Source organism: Colwellia sp. 12G3 (assembly GCF_002836775.1).
Classification (GTDB): domain Bacteria; phylum Pseudomonadota; class Gammaproteobacteria; order Enterobacterales; family Alteromonadaceae; genus Colwellia.
Genome location: NZ_PJAQ01000017.1, coordinates 273,107 through 294,352 on the forward strand (window position 1 = coordinate 273,107; position 21,246 = coordinate 294,352).

Consider the following 21,246-nt stretch of genomic DNA (forward strand, 5'->3'; position numbering starts at 1 on the left):
AAGCGACATAATTACTGTGCTTTAATGCTTAAGAAGTATTTAGCTATTTCTTTTGTGGAAAGTCGACACCCGTCCATGCTTTAAAAAAGGCCTTCTGTTCAGGGCTTGCCTTCGTTATAGGAATGATTTTCAGCTCGTTTTGAGCTATTTCAGCAAGTTCAAGTGTAGTTGTTGTTAACTTGTCTCTTCGAAAATAAGTAATACTAATAGTTTGATTCGCTTTAAAATCTTTTAAACGATTTACAAGATCCTTTTCGACCATACGCAAGCCATCGATAGCGACAATGGAATCTTCGATTGTCAACCCTGCATGCCATGCTGGACTGTCCTTCTCTACCGAAGAAACAACTAAACCATGAATTCCTGGCTTAGTTTTAAGACCTGTCCATACCTTAGATTGCTTGCTCGATTTATCTTTAGTACTTTTTGCATAACTCATCTCTAGACCTGCCTTCGCTAATAAAAGGGCAAAATCAATTTCTTTCGTTCCTTGAATATTATCTTGCCACCATACTTGATAGTCGGCACCTGTTACTTGCTTTAATATATTTAAAATATCTACTTCATTATAACTTTTTGGTAGGCGATGTTGCTGGTAGAGTTGGTTATGAGCATTACGATAACTTTTTACTAACGCGGTTTTTGTAAGAATATCAAAATCAAGTAACCAAGAGGCTAAAAAGCCTTCTGCATAGATATTAACGCTATGATTATTACCGTAATCACCACCTTCACTTATCCAAGCGTCAAAACTTGCTTGTGCCACGCTTTGACTATTTTTACCAGGTTTATGAGCGTGTGCCGTAATGCGTTCAGCCAATGTGGTGAAAAGTTCATCAGTGGTCATTAAATTACCACGCAATAGCAGTTGGTATTGCAAATAACTAGTTGAGCCTTCTACCAACCATAACAAGTTAGAATAATTTTCTTGTTGATAATCATAAGGCACGATACCTTGCGGACGATATTGCTTTACATTCCATGTATGAACGAACTCATGAGCAGCTACAGCAATAAAACCAAGATAATCTTTACGGGTGGAAAACTTGAAACGCGAACGTTGAATGATGGTTGAATTAACATGTTCTGTTGCACCGCGAGCACCACTCGTTGCATGCACCATAAAAACATAACGTTTAAAAGGGTATCCCTGCCATATATGCTTACTCTGCTTTACTAATACTTGTAAATCTTCAACCATTTTCGCACTATCGTAATTACCTTCACCCCAAATGACCAACTCATACTGTCGACTATCAACACTAAACTCATGATGCTCATTAATACCCGTTTCAATAGGTGAATCAACTAATTGATCATAATTAGTGGCTATAAATTGATGGTCATTAGTCCCCGTTTCAAGTCCTGAAAAACTGCGCCATAATTTAGGTACAAAAAGCTGTACCGTATGGACTGAATTTCGACTTGCCTCACTGTACATAACAACGGCAGAACTATCCAAAAAAGCATGACTGTCATCTATATGGCGAGTTCTTTTTGCCAATTGATTAGCATAGACTTGGTAACTTAAATGAACCTTTTTATTTTCGGTGCCACTAACTTGCCATGTATGCTTGCTGATTTTACGCCAATTCAGCACATTACCTTGACTATCTTTGGCAATGAAATCACGAATTCCATTCGCTAAGTTTAATGTTTCGTATCGCCCAGTGCGCCAAGTAGGTAAATTAAAGTTAACCTGTTCTGTATTTACTTTATCAAATTTAAGTTCTACATTGGCGAGGTGATGCTCTGGTTGCGCTATACTAATGTTAACTTTTACAGTCGCATGAGCTGACATTAGTAGTGAAAAAAATAAAGATATTGCGATTATGAATTTAAGATTATAATTAGACACTCGAAGTAGTTCTCTCAATTATGGGTAGAAATATGGATATGCTAAGATTGAGCTATTTTAACAAATAATAAATACCCAATACTATGAAAAGTTAACATAGAGCAATGAAAGTTAAATATTTTTATCTTTATACTGATAAATAACGTTTTTATGTTATAAACTGTCTTATACTTATGCCAAAGTAAATATGTAAACTGGTTATCTACCTAGTTAGCAAGATATTAAAAAGTTACTCAATTATTTACTGAGTAACGCACTAAGCATACATCTCCATAAAGGATTAATTGGTTTTATGAATGACAGTACTGTTGCCAAAAAGCAACTAGTTGCACTAAAAAGGAAGCTCGATAGCGCAATCGAGTCTCGTAGTTCACTAGAAGATGATTTTAATCTGCAATCGAACCTACTCATTCAATTTATTGGTAAATTGTCACAAATATCCAAAGGTATAGACATTGAATTAGATAACCGTTTAGCACAATTACGCACCTTATTTACTAAATCAGCGCCAATTTCTGACATTGTAGAAAAAATTTCCATCATTTCTAAGTTATTACAAAAACACAGTTTAACCAATGGAAAAAACATTGCTCATATGCATGAACAATTTAATCATGCAGGGGAAAGCTTACAAAAAATAAATGGCTTACCTGACAACTTGCGTAGAGATTTACGAGCTTTATTAACAGAAACTAAAGATAGTAAAGATGCATTAATTCAATATATTCCTTTACTGAGTAAGTTGTTAACCTTTTATGATCACGCCCTAAAATCTAAAAACGTGACACCGACACAAGGACTGTTGCAACAACCAATTATTGCGACAAAAATCGAATCCTCAAATAAAAATGATTCAATAGCATTTGATGTCAGAATACTTGAAAAAATATCAGCCTCCCTCAGTTCATTACCTCTCTCTATAGGTCATACTAATGATTTATTGGCTATCAAGAAAAAATTATTGGCAGATCAATCAAGTGATGAAGTTTTAAGTCACCTGATAGAAATTTTTGATGTCATTGTTGCTGACTTTAGAGACGAACAAAGCAGTGCTGAAAGTTTTTTAACGTGCCTAAGCGCCACACTAACAAAAGTACAAAGTGCAGTTAAAGAAACCATAGCATCACAAAAATCCTCTCAGCTTGAAAATGACAAAATCAATCATAAACTGCAGAATCAACTAACGGATATGACAGGTAGTGTTGAAAAAGCACTATCATTAAACCAAGTTAAAGAAGATATTCATGAAAAGCTACAATGTATTGCGAGTACGTTAGAGCAAAAATCAACGTTTGAGCAAAAAAACCACCAACAATTAGCTGATAAACTTAATGATATGTCTGCAAAAGTTGAGTTACTTGAAAAGCAAAGTAAAGTATTTGAAGAAAAGCTTGCCGACCAACAAAAAAAGAGTATGCAAGATGCACTAACCAAGCTTGCTAACCGAGCTGCTTTTGATGAATTTTTTGCTAAAGCTATGGTACGTTTTCATCACGAGCCATTTGAACTTGCCCTCGTTGTCATCGATATTGATGACTTTAAAAAGATTAACGATACCTATGGGCATACTGCTGGCGATAAAACGTTACAAGTTATTGCCAACTCAATTATTAAGAACGTTAACAAAGGCGTTTTTGTTGGCCGATATGGTGGCGAAGAGTTTGTTTTAATTTATTCTAAAACAAATGAAGAAGCACTAACTGCTGATCTCAATTTGCTCAATAAGTACGTTACTCGCCTACCTTTTAAGTTTAAAAGTAACAAGGTCAGTATTACCCTTTCAATTGGCGCAACCCATATAAAATCTGATGATAACATTCATACAGCTTTCGAACGTGCTGACCAAGCAATGTATAAAGCTAAAAAACAAGGTAAGAATCAAGTTGTTTATACTAAGTAACAAGGTAAATTAGCTATTCACTAACTGCCTTTATCACCTCAACAAACTGCTGTAATTTCATCACTATAGATTGATCATTAGCATAAAGGAGTAAATTATGCATACTCAAATTAACCCTGTTGGTAATATGAACTTGCTATCACAAGCTGAAGTGGACCAACTGCAACAGTCTGCAAGTAGCACCTTATATAAACTTTATCGAAATTGCTCTCTAGCTGTTCTTAACGCTGGCTCGAATACTGATGATGCAGAAGAGATTTATCAACAATACCTCACATTTGAGATACAAGTATTGAGGCGAGAGCGTGGTGTCAAAATCGATTTAAAAAATCCCCCAATGCATGCCTTTGTTGATGGTAAAATAATCAGAGGTATTAGAGAGCATCTCTCGGCAGTATTACGCGATATCCTTTTTCTCAATAATAGATATAGAACAATCCCAAGTTCATCAGAAGGTATTACTGACGCTACGTTTGATATTCTAAGGAATGCCAATGTTATATTACCCGAAACCGAGCCAAATTTAATCACCTGTTGGGGTGGTCATTCAATCAAACATAATGAGTATAAATATACTAAAGATGTAGGTTACCAACTTGGTTTACGCGGATTTAATATATGCACCGGTTGTGGCCCTGGGGCGATGAAAGGTCCTATGAAAGGTGCAACCATTGGCCACGCTAAGCAACGAATTAAGGACGGACGCTATGTTGGCTTAACAGAACCAAGCATTATAGCTGCTGAGCCACCAAACCCAATTGTTAATGAATTGGTAATAATGCCTGATATCGAAAAACGCTTAGAAGCATTTGTTCGTATATCGCATGGCATTATCATTTTCCCAGGGGGAGCTGGAACTGCCGAAGAGTTACTCTACATTTTAGGTATAATGCTTAACGAAAAAAATTCAGAACAACAATTACCTATTATTCTTACCGGTCCTGCTAGTGCTATTGAATATTTTAATGAAATAGATGCTTTTATCGGTGCTACGCTAGGTGAAAAAGCACAGTCGTTATACCAAATAGTGGTAGATGATGCCGTTAAAGTTGCCCAATTAATGAAGATCGACCTAGATAAAGTAATCGCACATAGAAAAGAAACAGGTGATGCCTTTCACTTCAACTGGTCACTTATGATAGCAGATGATTTCCAGCACCCTTTTGAGCCGACACATAAGAATATGGCCAACCTAAAAATTAGCTATGATCTTCCTACAGCAGAACTTGCTGCCAATTTACGCCGCGCCTTTTCTGGGATAGTAGCAGGTAATGTAAAATCAGGAGGTATCAAAGCAATTAGAGAGTTTGGTCCTTTTGAAATATCAGGAGACAAGAGGATAATGGCGCTCATGGATAAACTGCTTGCTTCATTCGTCGAGCAACAACGAATGAAGTTACCCGGTAGCAAATACATCCCATGTTACAAAGTTGTTGAGAGTTAACATTGGCTGCTCACTTAATACTTATTGACGCTCTAAACTTAATACGTCGTGTATACGCGGTGCAAGAGCGTCCTTTTATCCAGATAAAACAGCAAGATAGTGATGAATTATCGGCTAGTACACTAAAACAAGTTCTATTTAATACCCAAAAGACCTGTGTAAATGCTTTAACAAAAATAATAGAACAGCATGCTCCTACCCATGCACTGGCAGTATTTGATAGTCAGCAGCCTTGCTGGCGTTATCAACTTTTTGAGGGTTATAAGAAAGGCAGAAAACAGATGCCTGACCACCTTTCGAATAAATTAATTGATATACAAGATGCCTTTATGGAGCAAGGAGTTGACTCATTAACATCTGATGAAGATGAGGCTGATGACCTTATTGCTACTTTAGCGGTAAAAATGGCGATTCATGGCCAAAAGGTGACTATTATTTCGACGGATAAAGGATTTTTACAGCTACTAAGCCCTAACATTCATATTTATGATTACTTTAATCGCCGTTATATGGATGAAGAACACGTTCAAAATAAGTTTAATGTTAAGTATTCTCAACTGATAGACTTTTGGACGTTAACTGGCGACAATACTAATAAAATTGAAGGTGTTAGTGGTATTGGACAAGTCAATGCGGCTAAATTACTTAATCAATATGGTTCATTAAAAGCGATACTTAACGCCACAGACTTGAAGAGTTCTCTCTCAGAAAAGCTAACTCAAAGCTTAGAACAAATGGATTTAGCAAGAAAATTATTAACATTAAAGCAAGATATCCCGCTAGGTTTTAATTTAAAAGACATCCGCTTAACAACCCCTTCACCTGCTGCCGAAATTAATGGTAATATAATTTCCATTAATGCTGAAAGAAGCTAATTGTAAAAAAGATAAATAACTATGAATAAAAAAATAATCGGTAGAATTCTACTCGCGCTAACACTTTATGCCATTTTTGTTGCCCTTGTTGTTACCTTTTATGATGACAGCCCAGACAAAATGAAATGGGATGACAAGGAAGCTTACAATCGCCAATTTATCGCTAAAATAAAATTAGATGAATTTACTTTTGAACAAGCATTGACTCAGTTAGGCAGTCCTAATATAACTGAAGCAAGAACAGTTGATGATGTTAACTACCAAGTTATGTTTTACCGTACGCAGCACGTAAAATCAGATGGTATTACCACGCAAGATGAATGTACCTTTTTATTATTTGTTAACGGGATCCTAAGAGAAATTGGTTTAGGAGATCATTACCCGGAGCAATGGGGCATCATTAAAAATCACCTCAGTATAGATAAACTCCCAACAGCTATAGACTAAAGTCAGATTGCTACTTTCTAAGTAACCCTCTACTATTATTTGTTAAGTTCTTAGCCTCCGAAGATACAATTTTTCGGAGGATACAATGAAAACTTTCAAGCTCGCATACATAGCATCAACATGATATAAAGTACACTGATAAAGCACTGAGCCGACCACTTTGTCTCAGAGCTTTACTTGAGTAAATTTTCCTCAGCTATGCATTACGCAATTAATTATAGGTATATCGTCGTTAAATAGAATATTAGCTGACGATGTATTATTCAAAGTATTATGACAAGGTGAACTAATGACTAAACAAACCATCACGGTAATTCCTGGCGACGGTATCGGTCCGAGCATTATCGATGCGACTATTAAAATATTAGACAAAGCAGGTTGCGATTTTGAATATGAATTTGCAGATGCTGGTTTAACCGCATTAGAAAAACATGGTGAATTAGTACCGGAAGAGACTATTAATCTTATTGAAAAAAATAAGATTACCTTAAAAGGTCCATTAACTACACCTGTTGGTGAAGGTTTTACATCGATCAATGTCACCTTGCGTAAGCAATTTAAGCTTTACGCAAATTTACGTCCTGTACTATCATTTAAGGGTACTAAAGCACGTTATGAAAACATTGATATTCTAACCGTTCGTGAGAATACTCAAGGCATGTACTCAGGTGCTGGCCAAGTTACTTCTGAAGACGGTACAGAAGCTCAAGCCATGAGTATTATTACTCGTGACGGTGCTGAAAAAATATTGACCTTTGCTTATGAGACCGCACGCAAGGAAGGCCGTAAGAAAGTAACGGCTGTCCATAAAGCTAACATTTTAAAATCTACCTCTGGTTTGTTTTTGAAAGTTGCCCGAGAAGTAGCGCTGCGTTACCCTGAGATTGAATCAACAGAAATGATTGTTGATAATTGCTGTATGCAATTGGTTATGAACCCAGAGCAGTTTGATGTGATTGTAACAACCAATCTATTTGGTGATATTTTATCTGACTTATGTGCTGGTTTAGTCGGCGGTCTAGGTATGGCTCCAGGAGCCAATATTGGCGAAGATTGTGCTATTTTTGAAGCAGTACACGGTAGTGCACCTGATATTGCAGGTAAAAATTTAGCAAACCCAACATCAGTTATTCTCGCAGCAATTCAGATGCTTGAATACTTAGGTATGGGTGATAAAGCCGAGAAGATCAGAGCGGCCATCACTGATGTTATTGCAACAGGTGATAGAACCACTGGCGATTTAGGCGGTACTCATGGCACTACAGACTTTACAGAAGCGGTACTTGAAAGACTATAAGTAGTCTATCTATAAATAGAAAGATCAAAAAAGGCCCTCAATTTTATTAAAAATTGAGGGCCTTTTTTTTGAATCACGTTTTATAAACGCGTTAAATTATTCTCATTTACTTTACAAAAATGATTCAAATTATAAAAACTAATAACTACTCTTTATTACCTAATGGTGGAGGAGATAATAAACGCGCATGTACAGTAACTTCTTCACGATCATAATAAAGATGTTTTGCATAAAGCTCATATCTCACATTATGCAAAGCAAATGCGTCTTTGATCGTTTGTAAATCGTCTGCAACTTGTTGGAAACGCCCTTTCATTGGCAGTTTTAAGTTAAATATAGCTTCTTTACAGTAGCCATGTAATAACCATTCACTCATCAACTTAGCCACTCGTTGCGGCTTTTCAATCATATCACAGACTAACCAATGAACATTTTTCTTCATTGGTAAATATTTAAAGCCATCCATCATCTTATGTTTTACTTGCCCCGTTTCCATTAAGGACTCAGCCATAAGACCGTTGTCTATTGCGGTAACCATCATGCCACGGCGTACTAATTGATAAGTCCAACCGCCAGGTGCTGAGCCTAAATCAACGGCATTCATACCTGATGTTAAGCGTTCGTCCCATTCATCACGAGGAATAAAATGCAAAAAGGCTTCATCAAGTTTTAAAGTAGATCGACTAGGCGATGCACTAGGAAATTTTAATCTAGGAATGCCCATTACATGTGGGGAACTATTACGTGCTAACGAGAAGCCTAAAATTACCTCTTGTCCACTTAGAAATAACGCATGTAAAATAGCGCCTTCAGGATCATCAGCTGAATTGTTAGCCTTTTGGGTAAGAATCTTATTTTTACGTAACGCTTGACGCAAAGGTACAGAGAGTTTCCGACAAAATTTGCTTAACGATTTACCATCGTTATCATCAGCCATCTCCATACGTAAGTCGCTGTATTGCCAATCATTACCTAATGCTTCAGTAATAGCTTCAACACGATTATAATCAGGAAGATCTATCTTATCGGTTACCGTAATAAACCACTGGCGAGAAAAAATAAGTCGCTTAAGAGGCAACGTATTCATTAAGGCTTCGCCATGCTCACTTACGTGTAAGTGGAAAAACACTAGTCCTTGGTTTTTCTTTAGCTCTAAATAGCCATACATTTCATTCCAAGCAGCTTTTTCTTGGATTTCTGCACCACACTCTTTTTCAAAGCCTGGTCGACAAAATAATACGATGGAGGTCATAGGTTGTTTTTACCTTCTATATCTAACATTCACCTTTATTGAAGTTTGAACATTAGAGTATTAACACGACAAAAAACTGTCGTTAAAAATTATTTTTACCTTCTAGGGCTAACAATAGCCAAGCGAGCGCAAAAGAAATGCCACCAAAAGGTGTTAACTTGCCGATACCGGTAAGTTCAAAAAAAGACTTAATATATATTGTGCCGCAAAAGCATAAAATCCCTCCGGCAAAGGCAATACTTGCACCAAGTAAGACCTTTGAAGGTTTAGTTGTTTTCAACCAAATCAATGTAGCTAATAACGCAAGAGTATGAATAAATTGATATTGTAGTGCTGTTGCTAAACTAGATTGCATATTTGCAGGCAATGTTTGACCACCATGTGCTAGCCAAGCGCCGAATAGTACAGAAAAACAACCGCTGATACCAACAATAATCATCAACCATTTAAGTAAAATAGCCGTACTATTTGATTTTATCCCATGATACTTATTTATATGATTAGAATTCATCTGTTTTTCTCATGTTAGTCTTTATTGTTAACTGGCCAATAAACTGCACAATTGCTTCTACAGCACGATTCATATGCGCCTGCTGAGTAAAACCTGATTTAACCCTCGGTTTTAGGCTGTGATCGCCGTCTTCCAAAAATACGCACTGGCAATGTTCGGCTAATTGATAACTGATAATTTCAGCTTTGCTTCCTAACATATCCCGATCTCCTTGTACAATTAATATCGGCTTATTGCCATCAAACAAAGGTTCAAGTCGAAGTTTTTCTGGCTTTTTAGCCGGGTGAAATGGGTAACCTAAACAAAAAACACCTAATATTTTGTTAAGTAAATAAGGAGGTAATAACTCAGGGGTCGCAACTAAACTAGCTGCTGCACGAGACCCCATAGATTTCCCACCAATAAATAAAGGTATTTCATTACTTCCGAACTGGCTAACCACATGGTCAATAACGTCTTCATAACAAGCCAACAACTTGGGCATTCTATCAGGGGGATATTTTATACCGGTTAATGCCCTTTTATCCATAAAGGGAAAATTAAACCGTATGACATTAATACCCGACTCATTGAGTAATAAAGACATCTCACTCATGAATTCATGAGACATGTTAGCGCCAGCACCATGGGCAAATATAATCTGTGCTTTAGCATTATCGACTGTGTTCAATAATATGCTGATTTCACTGCTATCTTCCCTTGTAATTACTTCTTCAAGTTTCATTAACTTATTTGTCCATCGGTGATTTGCTCTTGCTCAGCTTCGACCATATCTAACATCCACTGTCTAAAAGCTGTAATCTTACCTATATCTTTTTGATTTTCACGACATACGATGAAATACGCGTTCTTACTCACTAAAACGTCGTTAAAAGGACAAACTAATCGTCCTGAGTCAATATCTGGTTTAGCTAAAACACTATAAGCAAGCGCTACACCTTGGCCGTGTAGGGCCGCTTGTAAGACCATAGCTGAATGACTAAAAATAGGTCCATGGTTGACGTTAGCGCCTTTAACGCCTACCTGTTTAAACCAGCGTTTCCAATCTTTACGTGAGGTATCATGTAATAATGTATGTTCAGATAAGTCATCTAATGATAAAAGAGGCGGCTTGCCATTGGCTGCATTTTCTTGCACTAATAAGGGGGAGCAAACGGGAATAAGGTATTCGGTATGCAATTTAACCGCATGAATATTTGGCCAGCGACCTCGACCATAATAAATAGCAATATCAACATCTCCAGTGAGTGAGTTCTCAGGTTGATCAACCGCTTTGATCCTTACATCAATATCTTGATGTAAGGAATTAAAAGCCGTTAACCTAGGCACTAACCATTGAATAGCAAAACTAGCTTGTGAACTAACTGTTATCGCCCCTTTAGCCCCTCTAGCAAGTAAGCGTTCGGTGGCATCATGTAAAGAGGTGAAAATATCTTTTATATCCAAATAATACGACTGTCCTTCCTCTGTAAGCAGTAAGGCACGGTTTTTTCGCATAAACAATTTAATACTTAAATGCTCTTCTAAAGATTTAATTTGATGACTTATTGCAGCTTGCGTTACAAAGAGCTCTTCTGCTGCGCGGGTGAAGCTAAGCTGCCTTGCAGAAGCTTCAAATGCCCTTAAAGCGTTTAATGGTGGGAGTCTACTAGCCAAGGTACACCTTCAAATATTCAATATAATATAAATTATGCCTTTAATTACTGCATAAAAACCTATAAACATAGCATAACAATCATTCATTAGTTTTTCTAATGAATAACATTAATTTAAGTCATTTTTATTTTTTTATCAACTTGCGTATTATTCACACCGTAGATGAAGGACATCATCTCAACGTTTTATGAAACTCAGGTATAGCGTGTGTTCCCAACCACACGCTTTATTTTGAAAAGTAAAACCAGTGCGAGAAAAGGTCCTAATATATCTATAAGGAAGTAAAAATTATTATTAGGTCATTTACAGGACAAAAAACATGAACCAAAGCATTAAAAAAACTAACTTACTTGTCGCATTATTCGCCACCACTTTATTTAGTACTGTAGCTACTGCTGCCGTACCAAAAACAGCACTTGTCAAAGCTGAGCCAATTAATCAAACTCAACTTACGACTGCTGCACATAACAGCCTAAAGCTTTCTTTAGCGCCAGTTAAAATTATGTTTTCACCACAGTCAATAGACTCAAGCCTTATTAAACAGAAGCAAGCGGCTAATCAAAATAAATATGTTAGCTTAACTAAAGCAAGTTTAATTGCTGAATAATTAAATTGAACTACACTGTATTAAAGTCATACAAATTAGGGTGATTATTAATAAACCAAGCAACAAGCAGGTTTATTAAAACCATCATGTTAACATATTTCAAAATGCTCGCACATTGACGAAGTAAGATCTTAGCGATTAAGATCAAAAATAAAAAAAGGTGTCCTAGGACACCTTTTTTATTACTTAAATTATGACTGATAACTTAGTTACTTAACTAAGAGCATGCTAAGTGGCTAAAATTTTAGTCTGTAATAAGTGGCGTAAAACCTTTCACTAAATCATCTAGCGCTTTCATTTGAACTAAGTAAGGCTCTAGTTTATCCAGTGGTAATGCACAAGGACCATCGCATTTAGCTGCAGAAGGATCAGGGTGTGCCTCAATGAACAAACCTGCTATGCCGATTGCCATACCACTTCGGGCTAATTGTACTGCTTGAGCACGACGACCATCAGCACTATCACTTCGTCCACCGGGCTTTTGCAAGGCGTGCGTCGCATCAAAGATAACCGGCGCGTAATTTTTCATTTCATCCATTGCCAGCATATCAACAACGAGGTTGTTATACCCATAACAGCTACCTCTTTCACATAAAATAATGTTCTCATTTCCTGCTTCAGAAAACTTGGTAATAATGTGCTTCATTTCATGTGCCGCAAGAAACTGTGGCTTTTTAACATTGATAACAGCGCCGGTTTTAGCCATTGCTACAACAAGATCAGTTTGTCTGGCTAAAAAGGCTGGTAACTGGATAACATCAACCACTTCACTGACCGGCTGTGCTTGATATGACTCATGCACGTCAGTGATAATCGGCACATTAAACGTTGATTTGATTTCTTCAAAAATCTTCAAACCTTCGTCTAAGCCTGGGCCTCTGTAGGAATTAACTGAAGAGCGGTTAGCTTTATCAAATGACGCCTTAAATACATAAGGGATGCCAAGCTTTTGAGTCACTTCAACATAGTGCTCAGCAATTTTCATTGCCAGATCACGTGATTCAAGTACATTCATACCACCGAATAATACGAATGGTTGATCATTAGCAACTTCAATGCCTTTAACTTTAACTGATTTAATTGTCATCATTCTTCCTAAAAAAAGTATTCTTAAACAAGTACCGTAATTCAACTATCAGGTATGTGCTAAAAGTAGCCTCAGTAATGCTTGAGCTTTAAGCTGCATAAATCAATTTAAAGGAAAAAGCACGGAGTTGACGCAAGTCAATGAGTACTTTTGACACCTAAATTTGTTTATACAGCAACAAGCTGATGCTTTACAACGAATTAACTACCAATTATACGAAGTAATTGTCCACACATCCATGCCATATAGGTCCCTAAGGCATAACCTAAGACTGCAAGCAATACACCAACAGGTGCTAATGATGGATGGAACGCTGAGGCAATAACCGGAGCGGATGCTGCACCACCAATATTAGCTTTACTACCTACTGCTAAGTAAAAGATTGGCGCTTTGATCCACCGACCAACAACAAATAATAAAATGACGTGTATTGCCATCCAAATTAAACCAATAACCACATATTTAGGTGCTTCTGCTATTTGGGTAATATCCATGTGCAAACCAATAGTAGCAACAAGTATATATAAGAAACTACTGCCAATTTTAGAGGCTCCTACCGACTCAAGTTGTCTAGCTCTGGTAAAAGATAAAGCCAAACCAATAGACGTTACTAAGACAATAATCCAAAATAATTTACTGTGTAAGCTGAATTTTTTTAAATCAGGGAAGTTTTGTTGGAAAAAGGGGACGAGTAAATCAGCGGCGAAATGGGCAAAACCAGCAGCGCCGAAAGCGATAGCAATAATAAGCATAAGGTCTTTCAATTCGGGTGTGCGTTTATGCTCTTTTTCAAAGGCCTCTACATTAGCAATTAGTTTATCGATACCTGAGGTATCTGCACCACTTTTTGCATCTATAGCTTTATGGTTTGCAGCGAGATATAAAAGGCATGCCATCCAGATATTAGCCACAACTATATCAACCGTAACCATAATAGTAAATATTCTACCATCTGCCTCATAAATTTCTTTCATTGCCAGCATATTAGCGCCACCACCAATCCAGCTCCCCGCAAGAGCTGCCATACCACGCCAGACAGCTTCAGGGCCTGTAACACCAATAAGCTCAGGCCATATTGCAGAGACAATTAGCAAAGCGATTGGTCCACCGATTACGACACCGACAGTACCCGTTAAAAACATAATAATTGCTTTACTACCAAGTCCTGCAATGGCTTTTATATCAATACTTAACGTTAACAGTACTAGACAAGCTGGTAGAAGAAAATATTTTGCTACATCATCAACTTGGCTAACTTCAGCACTAACAATGCCAAAGGTATTTAAGAAAGAAGGTAATAAATAGCACATTAATAATGCGGGTACATATTTATAAAATTTCTGGCATGCCGTATTTTTACTATTTGAAGTATAAAATACCAAGCCGAGAATAAGCGCCAAAAGCCCTAAGACAACAGCATCATTTGTAATCAGTGGCGCAGTCGCCGCAATATTTTCTTTTATCATTTTATCTTTTATCTCAATTTTTATTTTTATTTTTGATGAATAAAAAAATTAATGAAGTATGTTATTACCAACATCAATTTTTTCAAGCTGAATTTTTAATATTTTTGCCGCGGGGTCTTTAGGGCATTGTTCAACGAAATAGCGATAATCATCCACCGCTACTTTAAAGCAATCAAGCTGGTGTAATAAAAAACCACGATCTCTTCTTTGCATTGGGTCATCAGGGGTTAATGACAAGATAACATCAACACAAGTGAGTGCTTTGTCAAATACTTGCTCATGAATCAAAACATTCTTCAATGCAGATAGATGTTCAACTAGAGCGACATTATCATCAATAGCTTGTAAATCATGCTCAGTTGGATCACCTTCTAGCTCATCTAAACGTATATCTAATTCAGTCCAGTCGAGTGATTCACCTGTCACCGCATCAAAGATAATAGCGTACTGTTCATCACAACATAGACGTAGCATAATTTTATTAGGTATAAAGACTAAATCTGTTTCAAAGCCACAAGCGGTAATTATTTCTTTTACCAAAGCAGCTTTAATAATAGGTGACATCGCACGTTGATTTAAGCCTTTTGCTACTTTGTATGCAGAAATAGGCCAACGGGTCTGATATCTGTCTATAAATAAATGTTGAAAGTACAGTTCATTAAGCAAAACCTCTGCTTTTTCTAATGGCGATTCAATTTCACTGATCATAGCAACGCATTGACTGATGATTGTCTCTAAACTATCTAAGGAAGCATCTGCTTCCTCAGAGTTATCGACGCTATCTGAAAAAATATGTTCTTCAAGTAAAATGAGTTTTTGCAGTAAATCTTTATCGATTGACTTTAATTCTGATAAAAATAATTCATTCATAACAGCTTATTTAAATGACTCCATTAGTTGCTTGTTGTGTTGATCAATATAGTTATTTAACTCTTAGCTAAAGAACATTGCTTCACGGGTCATTGCTAAACGTACTATCAACATTACCCAACCTATGGCGCCTAAAAACCCAAGAATTTGCATTGGCTTATTGCGTGCTAATTTCAGGGTATAGTAACCAGTAAATATATAAGCAAACAAGGCTAAAAACTTTTCAGCTAACCACAATTGCTCTATTGGGTTTATATGAAGCTTTACAGCGAGGGTTATACCAACAATAAGCAAAAGTGTATCGATAACGTGGGGGCTTATTTTTAACCATTTACGGTCAAGATTTTTCGATGCCATTAACGTTAAAATAAAGCGGTAGGTAAATAAACTAATGCTAAGCACTGCAAGGGTTATATGTAAATGTTTCAAAGTTATTCCTTTTATTTTAGCAAATGACTTAATTTATGAGTCCAATTGCTTTGTAAATTAATTTGCTCATAGTGTAGCGACTTTAGGTTATCAAAACGTTTTAAAGTGTAACCCTACAGTAAAAACAGCCAATAAGGCTAATTAACAATGCTACCGTTACGTAATTTTGCCCAAGTAATGCGTTCATGACCATTAAAGTCTCTTACGGTTTGTGCGTTAGTATACCCTAAACTGTTTAAGATATTTCGCACTGCTTCACCTTGCTCAAAACCATGCTCAAAATAAAGAGCACCTTGAATATTGAGAAAATTTAGTGCTTGTTGTGCTATATGCTTAATATCGCCAAGACCGTTTTCATCTGCAACCAAAGCTGATTCAGGTTCAAAACGCACATCACCTTGAGATAAATTTTCATCTAATGCATCAATATAAGGTGGGTTAGAAACAATCACATCAAACTTACGCTCAGTAAGCGCACTAAACCAATTACTGTGAAAAATGTTTACTTGCGTTAGTTTTAAATCGTGTGCATTTTGTTGTGCGAGTTTTACCGCATCGACATTAAAATCGACAGCGTCAATTTGCCAGGTTGGTTGTTCTGATGCAAGTGCTAATGCGATGGCACCAGTACCAGTGCCGAGATCTAAGCAATGTAATTTTTCTAAGTCACACCAGTGTTCAAGCACTAACTCAACCAATATTTCGGTGTCTGGACGTGGGATAAGCGTTACAGGTGATACCCGAAAAGGCAGAGACCAGAACTCTTGTACTCCAACAATATAAGCTATCGGCTCTCCTACGATTCGCCTTTGCAACAAGACTAGATACTGTTGTAGCGTTTGCTTAGTTAGCTCTTTTTCAGGCCAAGTAAGTAGGTAAGTGCGTTCTTTATTAAGCGCAAAGCCCAATAGGATTTGTGCATCGAGCTTAGCACTATCTGAACAGGAGCCTAATTGCTCCTGACCATATGCGATACAATTGGCTATCGTGGTATTTTCCACTCGTTTGACTGACAACACTAGAATTAGTTTTGTTCAGCTAATTCAGCTAATAAATCGGCTTGATTTTCTTGCATTATAGGTTCCATCACCAATTGTAAATTGCCTTCCATAATTTCGTTTAAACGATATAAAGTCAGGTTAATACGGTGATCACTCATGCGACCTTGTGGGAAGTTGTAGGTACGAATTCGCTCAGAACGGTCACCACTAGCTACTAGGTTACGACGTGATGATTCTTCTTCACTACGACGTTTTTCATCTTCAGCCTGCTGAAGGCGCGCTTGAAGAACTGACATCGCTTGAGCTCTGTTTTTATGCTGTGACCGTTGTTCTTGACATTCAACCACAACACCTGATGGTATATGAGTAATACGAATAGCCGAATCTGTTTTGTTAACGTGCTGACCACCTGCGCCTGATGCACGGAAAGTGTCAACTTTTAAATCAGCTTTGTTAATTTCAATCGCATCGGCTTCAGGAATTTCAGGCATAACCACAACAGTACAAGCCGAGGTATGAACCCTACCTTGAGATTCCGTGGCTGGTACACGTTGTACACGGTGACCACCCGACTCAAATTTCATATGACCATAAACGCCTTCACCATTGATTTTCATGATCAGTTCTTTGTAACCGCCCTGCTCACTTTCATTGGTGTTCATTACTTCAATTTTCCAGCCTTTCTTTTCTGAATAACGGCTATACATTCTAAATAAATCACCGGCAAAAATGGCGGCTTCGTCACCACCAGCCCCGGCACGAATTTCAACAAAACAGTTGTTATCATCGTTCGGATCACGTGGTAGTAACAAAATTTGTAATTCATCGGCAATCTGAGCAACAGCTTTTTTTGCATCTTTGAATTCTTCCTGCGCCATTTCTCGCATATCAGGATCTTCATCTTTAAGCATCATTTCAGCGGTGGCGAAATCATCTTCAGCGCTTTTATAATTATTAAAAACTGAAGTCACAGCATCAAGTTGCTTAAACTCTTTAGATAAAGCACGAAACTTTTCTTGGTCGCTAATAGTTGCAGGATCTGATAATAATGCCTGCACTTCTTCGAAGCGCTCAACCAGCACTTCGAGCTTTTGATAAACTGATGATTTCATTGGGAATATTCTTATGTCTTAGATGGAAAAAACTAAATTCTCGCCATTCTAACACAGTAATAGCAATTAAATTAATTATGCTTACATAATTCAATGAGAATTAATTTTCAAAAAACAAGTCGCGTGATTGAGCGATAGCTCGCTATTACAGTTAAAATGGTCGTTGTTGGATATTTAGGTCATTTAAAATGACCACTAAGTGAGTGTCATTGTATAAAAGCGAAAGAGACCATGCTAATCGAAAAGAAGTCTCTATTGTTATTACTAGTGATTAATAACTGGCAGTGAATAACCTACGATAAATAATGGGCTTAGGCTGGACTAATATAGGTATTAAATAGAAGCTGAAGTATTAATCTTATGAATCAATATTAAAAATATCACGTAGATAAATTAGCTTATCAAGTTCACCACCTTGAGCAGCAGACTGGAGAGCACTGGTAGGTGCATGCATGAATTTATTGGTAAGTTTAGTGGCAAGTTCGGCTAAGACAGCTTCTGAATTTTTACCATTTTTCAATTGAATGAGTGCTTTTTCGAGTAATACATTACGATTATCTAGACATTGCTTACGATAACTAATTACCGTGTCTTGCGTATTTAAACCGCGTAGCCACGCCATAAAATCATCCGACTGGCTATTTACTATACTTTCAGCTTCGACTGCAGCTTTACGGCGATTTTCCATGTTTTTGGCAATAATGCCTTGTAAATCATCAACCGTGTATAAAAATACATCTTCAAGCTCTGAAACTTGCTCTTCAATATCTCGTGGTACTGCGAGATCAACCATGAAAATTGGTTGGTGCTTGCGCGATGCTAAAGCTTGTTCAACCATACCTTTACCAATAATAGGTAGTGTAGAGCCAGTAGAGCTGATAACAATATCAGCATTACACATATGCTCTGGTATTTGCGCTAAGGTAATAACATCAGCGCCAATTTGTTTCGCCATATTTTCAGCACGTGCTAATGTTCGGTTAGCGACAGTGATTTTACCAACGTTATTTTCATATAAATGTTTGGCAACTAACTCAATAGTTTCACCTGCGCCAACAAGTAATACTTTAGTTTTTTCAAGACCTCCAAAAATATGTTTAGCTAAATTTACTGAAGCAAAAGCGACAGAAACCGCACTGGCCCCAATTTCAGTTTCCGTGCGAACTTGTTTTGCCACGCCAAAGGTACGTTGAAATAATCGATCCATAACCAATGACATAGACCCTGCAGCTTTAGCTTGACTATAAGCTTGCTTCATTTGGCCTAATATTTGTGGCTCACCTAAAACAAGAGAGTCTAAACCACAAGCTACTCGCATCATGTGATTAACGGCTTGCTGGTCTTTATGCCAATACATACTAGGTAAAATAGTTGAAGCGGGGACGTTATGGTAATTTTCTAGCCATTGAATAAGACGTTGCTGAGTAGCATCAAAGTCACCGTCTTGTACTAGGTATAATTCTGTTCTGTTACAAGTAGAAAGAATAGCCACTTCACGACACTGTACTGCACTAAGCATTTCTTGTAAGGCAATAGAAAGCTTATCTGGATTAAAAGATATTTTTTCTCTCACCGCAACAGGCGCAGTTTTATGATTAATTCCAACAGCAACTATAGACACGTAATAAACCTACTTTATAAACATTTTCAACAAGTTTGATAAAACTTGTTTTAGCCAGTAAAGCCATTATAACCTAAGACCTGAGATTAAAGTATGATCTGTGATAAAAGACCCTAAAAATAATACTGCTATTTACAAAGGCTGAAAAGCTATGTTCCAATAACAATTATCATCGATTAAGCACCTTAATTTTAATGAAGCCATTTTTTAAAGCGACTCCATATATTCCTTACTTATTTGTCATGACCTTATTTACATTGGTATTGTCTGGCTGTAGTACTTTACCTAAACAAGGATCTCAGCCGCTGATTCAACAAACTCCAAAAAAACGAATAGCTACCCTACAGCAATTACATCAATGGAAAATAACAGGAAAAATAGCATTTATTGACACAAAATCTCGAAATAGTGCAACATTATCTTGGCAGATTGACGAAAATCAAGGCACACAACAGCTAAATTTAACCAGCTATCTAGGTATTAATGTACTACAGCTCGACTCAACTAATAATGACCATATAATACAAGTAGATGGAAAAACTTATCATGGTCAGAATCTTGAAGCGCTTGTTCAGTCAATTACTGGCCTAACGCTACCAACACAAGCATTAACCTTTTGGCTTAAAGGTATTCCCTATCAAGAAAGTGACACTATTAGTTATCAAAAAATAACACAGTTGCCACAAACGCTATCAAGCCATTATAATAATGAACTATGGCAAGTCACTTATGCTAACTATCAGCAAATAGAGGGTTATAGTTTAGCCACAAAATTTTCAATTAAAAAAGATGATTTACTCATTAAGATTGCTGTTAATGAATGGTCAATTAATTAATCATTAAAAATATATCAACAACTTAAAATAAGAAGAAATGATCCATGACTTGCTCTTCTCACGCAAACTCTTTCCTCGATAAACCGATTAATTTCCCATCACCAGCAAAGCTTAATTTATTTTTACATATTGTTGGCCAACGAAGTGATGGTTATCACAATTTAGAAACTCTATTTCAATTTGTCGATCACAGCGACACGCTCACATTAACCGCGACAGAAACACCTGATATTGATTTATTAACGCCTATTGAAGGTGTTAATTATGAAGACAACTTGATTGTAAAAGCGGCTCGATTACTAAAACTTAAAAGTAATACAACTTTGGGCGTTAAGATCAGTATCAATAAAATACTGCCCATGGGCGGAGGTTTGGGCGGAGGTTCATCAAATGCGGCTACCGTTTTAGTTGCGCTTAATACCTTATGGCGTTGCCAATTATCTTTGAGTGAACTGGCGGTATTAGGCTTGAGTCTTGGTGCCGATGTTCCTATCTTTATCCATGGTTTTTCCGCCTTTGCCCAAGGCATTGGTGATGAACTTACCGCTATAGAACCACATGAGTACTGGTATTTAATTACTAAACCTGAATGTAGCATCTCTACACAGCAAGTTTTTACTGCAAAAGACCTACCTAGAAATAGCAAGAGACTATCCCCTTCAGCCCTTAATAGCCGTGACTTCATCAATGATAGCTTTCACAATGACTGTCAAACTTTAGTAATTAAACATTATCCTGAGGTTGCCAAGTTACTGGCTTGGTTGGTAGAATACGCACCCTCAAGAATGACCGGAACTGGTGCGTGTGTTTTTACGCGGTTTTCTAGTCAACATGAGGCGCAATCATTACAAGCGAAACTCCCAAAAGGAATAAGCTCTTTTGTTGCGCAGGGACTTAATAAGTCTCCACTTTGTTCCGTAATAGCAAAGCTATCATTGAACAAGTAAATATTTATAAAGATTTGCTAATTTAATCAG

General features: G+C 37.1%; 20 protein-coding genes. 8 read left to right on the forward strand and 12 right to left on the reverse strand.

Annotated elements, in window-relative coordinates; all coding sequences use genetic code 11:
- Positions 1-43 precede the first annotated feature (43 nt).
- Positions 44-1,801 (reverse strand): M61 family metallopeptidase, encoded by a 1,758-nt coding sequence (locus CXF71_RS06665; RefSeq protein WP_101232176.1) that lies wholly within the window; start codon positions 1,799-1,801, stop codon positions 44-46.
- Positions 1,802-2,150: 349 nt separating this feature from the next.
- Here CXF71_RS06665 and CXF71_RS06670 point away from each other — a divergent pair, with 349 nt between their 5' ends.
- The 5 genes from CXF71_RS06670 to CXF71_RS06690 all read left to right on the forward strand — a co-directional run bounded on the left by CXF71_RS06670 (position 2,151) and on the right by CXF71_RS06690 (position 7,821).
- Positions 2,151-3,758, forward strand: coding sequence for a GGDEF domain-containing protein (locus CXF71_RS06670; protein WP_101232177.1), 1,608 nt, complete (start codon positions 2,151-2,153; stop codon positions 3,756-3,758).
- Positions 3,759-3,855: 97 nt separating this feature from the next.
- Positions 3,856-5,202, forward strand: coding sequence for a nucleotide 5'-monophosphate nucleosidase PpnN (ppnN, locus tag CXF71_RS06675; RefSeq protein WP_101232178.1), 1,347 nt, complete (start codon positions 3,856-3,858; stop codon positions 5,200-5,202).
- A gap of 2 nt (positions 5,203-5,204) precedes the next feature.
- Positions 5,205-6,077, forward strand: coding sequence for a flap endonuclease Xni (gene xni, locus CXF71_RS06680; RefSeq protein ID WP_101232179.1), 873 nt, complete (start codon positions 5,205-5,207; stop codon positions 6,075-6,077).
- Between the two features lie 21 nt (positions 6,078-6,098).
- Positions 6,099-6,524, forward strand: coding sequence for a DUF3192 domain-containing protein (locus CXF71_RS06685; RefSeq protein ID WP_101232180.1), 426 nt, complete (start codon positions 6,099-6,101; stop codon positions 6,522-6,524).
- Positions 6,525-6,813: 289 nt separating this feature from the next.
- Positions 6,814-7,821 carry an isocitrate dehydrogenase gene (locus tag CXF71_RS06690; RefSeq protein WP_101232181.1) on the forward strand — a complete coding sequence of 336 codons (1,008 nt, stop codon included), beginning with the start codon at positions 6,814-6,816 and terminating at the stop codon, positions 7,819-7,821.
- 145 nt (positions 7,822-7,966) lie between these two features.
- Here the strand turns inward: CXF71_RS06690 and rlmM are convergent, their stop codons facing one another.
- From rlmM to CXF71_RS06710, 4 genes are all read right to left on the reverse strand, one after another.
- The gene (gene rlmM / locus CXF71_RS06695) at positions 7,967-9,073 is read right to left on the reverse strand and encodes a 23S rRNA (cytidine(2498)-2'-O)-methyltransferase RlmM (RefSeq protein ID WP_101232182.1); all 1,107 of its coding nucleotides are present in this window, start codon (positions 9,071-9,073) and stop codon (positions 7,967-7,969) included.
- Between the two features lie 82 nt (positions 9,074-9,155).
- A complete protein-coding gene (locus tag CXF71_RS06700) occupies positions 9,156-9,584 on the reverse strand; it encodes a DUF423 domain-containing protein (protein ID WP_101232183.1) in 429 nt (142 codons plus the stop codon).
- Positions 9,574-10,308, reverse strand: coding sequence for an alpha/beta family hydrolase (locus tag CXF71_RS06705; RefSeq protein ID WP_198559844.1), 735 nt, complete (start codon positions 10,306-10,308; stop codon positions 9,574-9,576). The genes CXF71_RS06700 and CXF71_RS06705 overlap by 11 nt, the downstream gene beginning before the upstream one ends.
- Entirely contained in the window at positions 10,308-11,240 is a 933-nt protein-coding gene (locus CXF71_RS06710) for a transcriptional regulator GcvA (protein WP_101232184.1), read from the reverse strand. The genes CXF71_RS06705 and CXF71_RS06710 overlap by 1 nt, the downstream gene beginning before the upstream one ends.
- A 319-nt stretch (positions 11,241-11,559) precedes the next feature.
- Here CXF71_RS06710 and CXF71_RS06715 point away from each other — a divergent pair, with 319 nt between their 5' ends.
- Positions 11,560-11,847 carry a hypothetical protein gene (locus tag CXF71_RS06715; RefSeq protein ID WP_101232185.1) on the forward strand — a complete coding sequence of 96 codons (288 nt, stop codon included), beginning with the start codon at positions 11,560-11,562 and terminating at the stop codon, positions 11,845-11,847.
- 244 nt (positions 11,848-12,091) lie between these two features.
- Here CXF71_RS06715 and kdsA read toward each other — a convergent pair whose 3' ends face one another.
- The 7 genes from kdsA to hemA form a co-directional block, all read right to left on the reverse strand.
- Positions 12,092-12,934, reverse strand: a complete 843-nt coding sequence (gene kdsA / locus CXF71_RS06720) for a 3-deoxy-8-phosphooctulonate synthase (RefSeq protein ID WP_101232186.1) — start codon at positions 12,932-12,934, stop codon at positions 12,092-12,094.
- A 200-nt stretch (positions 12,935-13,134) separates the two neighbouring features.
- Positions 13,135-14,400 carry a DUF819 family protein gene (locus tag CXF71_RS06725; RefSeq protein ID WP_232771402.1) on the reverse strand — a complete coding sequence of 422 codons (1,266 nt, stop codon included), beginning with the start codon at positions 14,398-14,400 and terminating at the stop codon, positions 13,135-13,137.
- Between the two features lie 48 nt (positions 14,401-14,448).
- On the reverse strand, positions 14,449-15,270 hold the full coding sequence (locus tag CXF71_RS06730; protein ID WP_101232187.1) for a SirB1 family protein: 822 nt from the start codon (positions 15,268-15,270) through the stop codon (positions 14,449-14,451).
- Between the two features lie 63 nt (positions 15,271-15,333).
- Positions 15,334-15,699, reverse strand: coding sequence for a SirB2 family protein (locus tag CXF71_RS06735; RefSeq protein ID WP_101232188.1), 366 nt, complete (start codon positions 15,697-15,699; stop codon positions 15,334-15,336).
- A 137-nt stretch (positions 15,700-15,836) separates the two neighbouring features.
- Complete coding sequence (prmC, locus tag CXF71_RS06740; RefSeq protein WP_101232189.1) at positions 15,837-16,700, reverse strand: peptide chain release factor N(5)-glutamine methyltransferase; 864 nt, start codon at positions 16,698-16,700, stop codon at positions 15,837-15,839.
- A 23-nt stretch (positions 16,701-16,723) separates the two neighbouring features.
- Positions 16,724-17,812, reverse strand: a complete 1,089-nt coding sequence (prfA, locus tag CXF71_RS06745) for a peptide chain release factor 1 (protein WP_101232190.1) — start codon at positions 17,810-17,812, stop codon at positions 16,724-16,726.
- A 358-nt stretch (positions 17,813-18,170) separates the two neighbouring features.
- Positions 18,171-19,433, reverse strand: coding sequence for a glutamyl-tRNA reductase (gene hemA / locus CXF71_RS06750; protein WP_101232191.1), 1,263 nt, complete (start codon positions 19,431-19,433; stop codon positions 18,171-18,173).
- Positions 19,434-19,627: 194 nt separating this feature from the next.
- On the opposite strand from hemA, the gene lolB reads away from it, so the two are divergent.
- Both lolB and ispE read left to right on the forward strand, forming a co-directional pair.
- Positions 19,628-20,269, forward strand: coding sequence for a lipoprotein insertase outer membrane protein LolB (gene lolB, locus CXF71_RS06755; protein WP_101232192.1), 642 nt, complete (start codon positions 19,628-19,630; stop codon positions 20,267-20,269).
- A gap of 44 nt (positions 20,270-20,313) precedes the next feature.
- A complete protein-coding gene (ispE, locus tag CXF71_RS06760) occupies positions 20,314-21,216 on the forward strand; it encodes a 4-(cytidine 5'-diphospho)-2-C-methyl-D-erythritol kinase (RefSeq protein WP_101232193.1) in 903 nt (300 codons plus the stop codon).
- Positions 21,217-21,246: the final 30 nt, after the last annotated feature.

What these genes read in the sequence shown, in the direction of transcription:
- CXF71_RS06715 (WP_101232185.1), top strand. Translation starts at nt 11,560, where the DNA reads ATGAACCAAAGCATTAAAAAAACTAACTTACTTGTCGCATTATTCGCC.
- CXF71_RS06665 (WP_101232176.1), bottom strand. Translation starts at nt 1,801, where the DNA reads ATGTCAGCTCATGCGACTGTAAAAGTTAACATTAGTATAGCGCAACCA.
- ppnN (WP_101232178.1), top strand. Translation starts at nt 3,856, where the DNA reads ATGCATACTCAAATTAACCCTGTTGGTAATATGAACTTGCTATCACAA.
- CXF71_RS06700 (WP_101232183.1), bottom strand. Translation starts at nt 9,584, where the DNA reads ATGAATTCTAATCATATAAATAAGTATCATGGGATAAAATCAAATAGT.
- kdsA (WP_101232186.1), bottom strand. Translation starts at nt 12,934, where the DNA reads ATGACAATTAAATCAGTTAAAGTTAAAGGCATTGAAGTTGCTAATGAT.
- CXF71_RS06725 (WP_232771402.1), bottom strand. Translation starts at nt 14,400, where the DNA reads ATGATAAAAGAAAATATTGCGGCGACTGCGCCACTGATTACAAATGAT.
- rlmM (WP_101232182.1), bottom strand. Translation starts at nt 9,073, where the DNA reads ATGACCTCCATCGTATTATTTTGTCGACCAGGCTTTGAAAAAGAGTGT.
- CXF71_RS06705 (WP_198559844.1), bottom strand. Translation starts at nt 10,308, where the DNA reads ATGAAACTTGAAGAAGTAATTACAAGGGAAGATAGCAGTGAAATCAGC.
- ispE (WP_101232193.1), top strand. Translation starts at nt 20,314, where the DNA reads ATGACTTGCTCTTCTCACGCAAACTCTTTCCTCGATAAACCGATTAAT.
- CXF71_RS06730 (WP_101232187.1), bottom strand. Translation starts at nt 15,270, where the DNA reads ATGAATGAATTATTTTTATCAGAATTAAAGTCAATCGATAAAGATTTA.
- lolB (WP_101232192.1), top strand. Translation starts at nt 19,628, where the DNA reads ATGAAGCCATTTTTTAAAGCGACTCCATATATTCCTTACTTATTTGTC.
- prfA (WP_101232190.1), bottom strand. Translation starts at nt 17,812, where the DNA reads ATGAAATCATCAGTTTATCAAAAGCTCGAAGTGCTGGTTGAGCGCTTC.
- CXF71_RS06685 (WP_101232180.1), top strand. Translation starts at nt 6,099, where the DNA reads ATGAATAAAAAAATAATCGGTAGAATTCTACTCGCGCTAACACTTTAT.
- CXF71_RS06670 (WP_101232177.1), top strand. Translation starts at nt 2,151, where the DNA reads ATGAATGACAGTACTGTTGCCAAAAAGCAACTAGTTGCACTAAAAAGG.
- CXF71_RS06690 (WP_101232181.1), top strand. Translation starts at nt 6,814, where the DNA reads ATGACTAAACAAACCATCACGGTAATTCCTGGCGACGGTATCGGTCCG.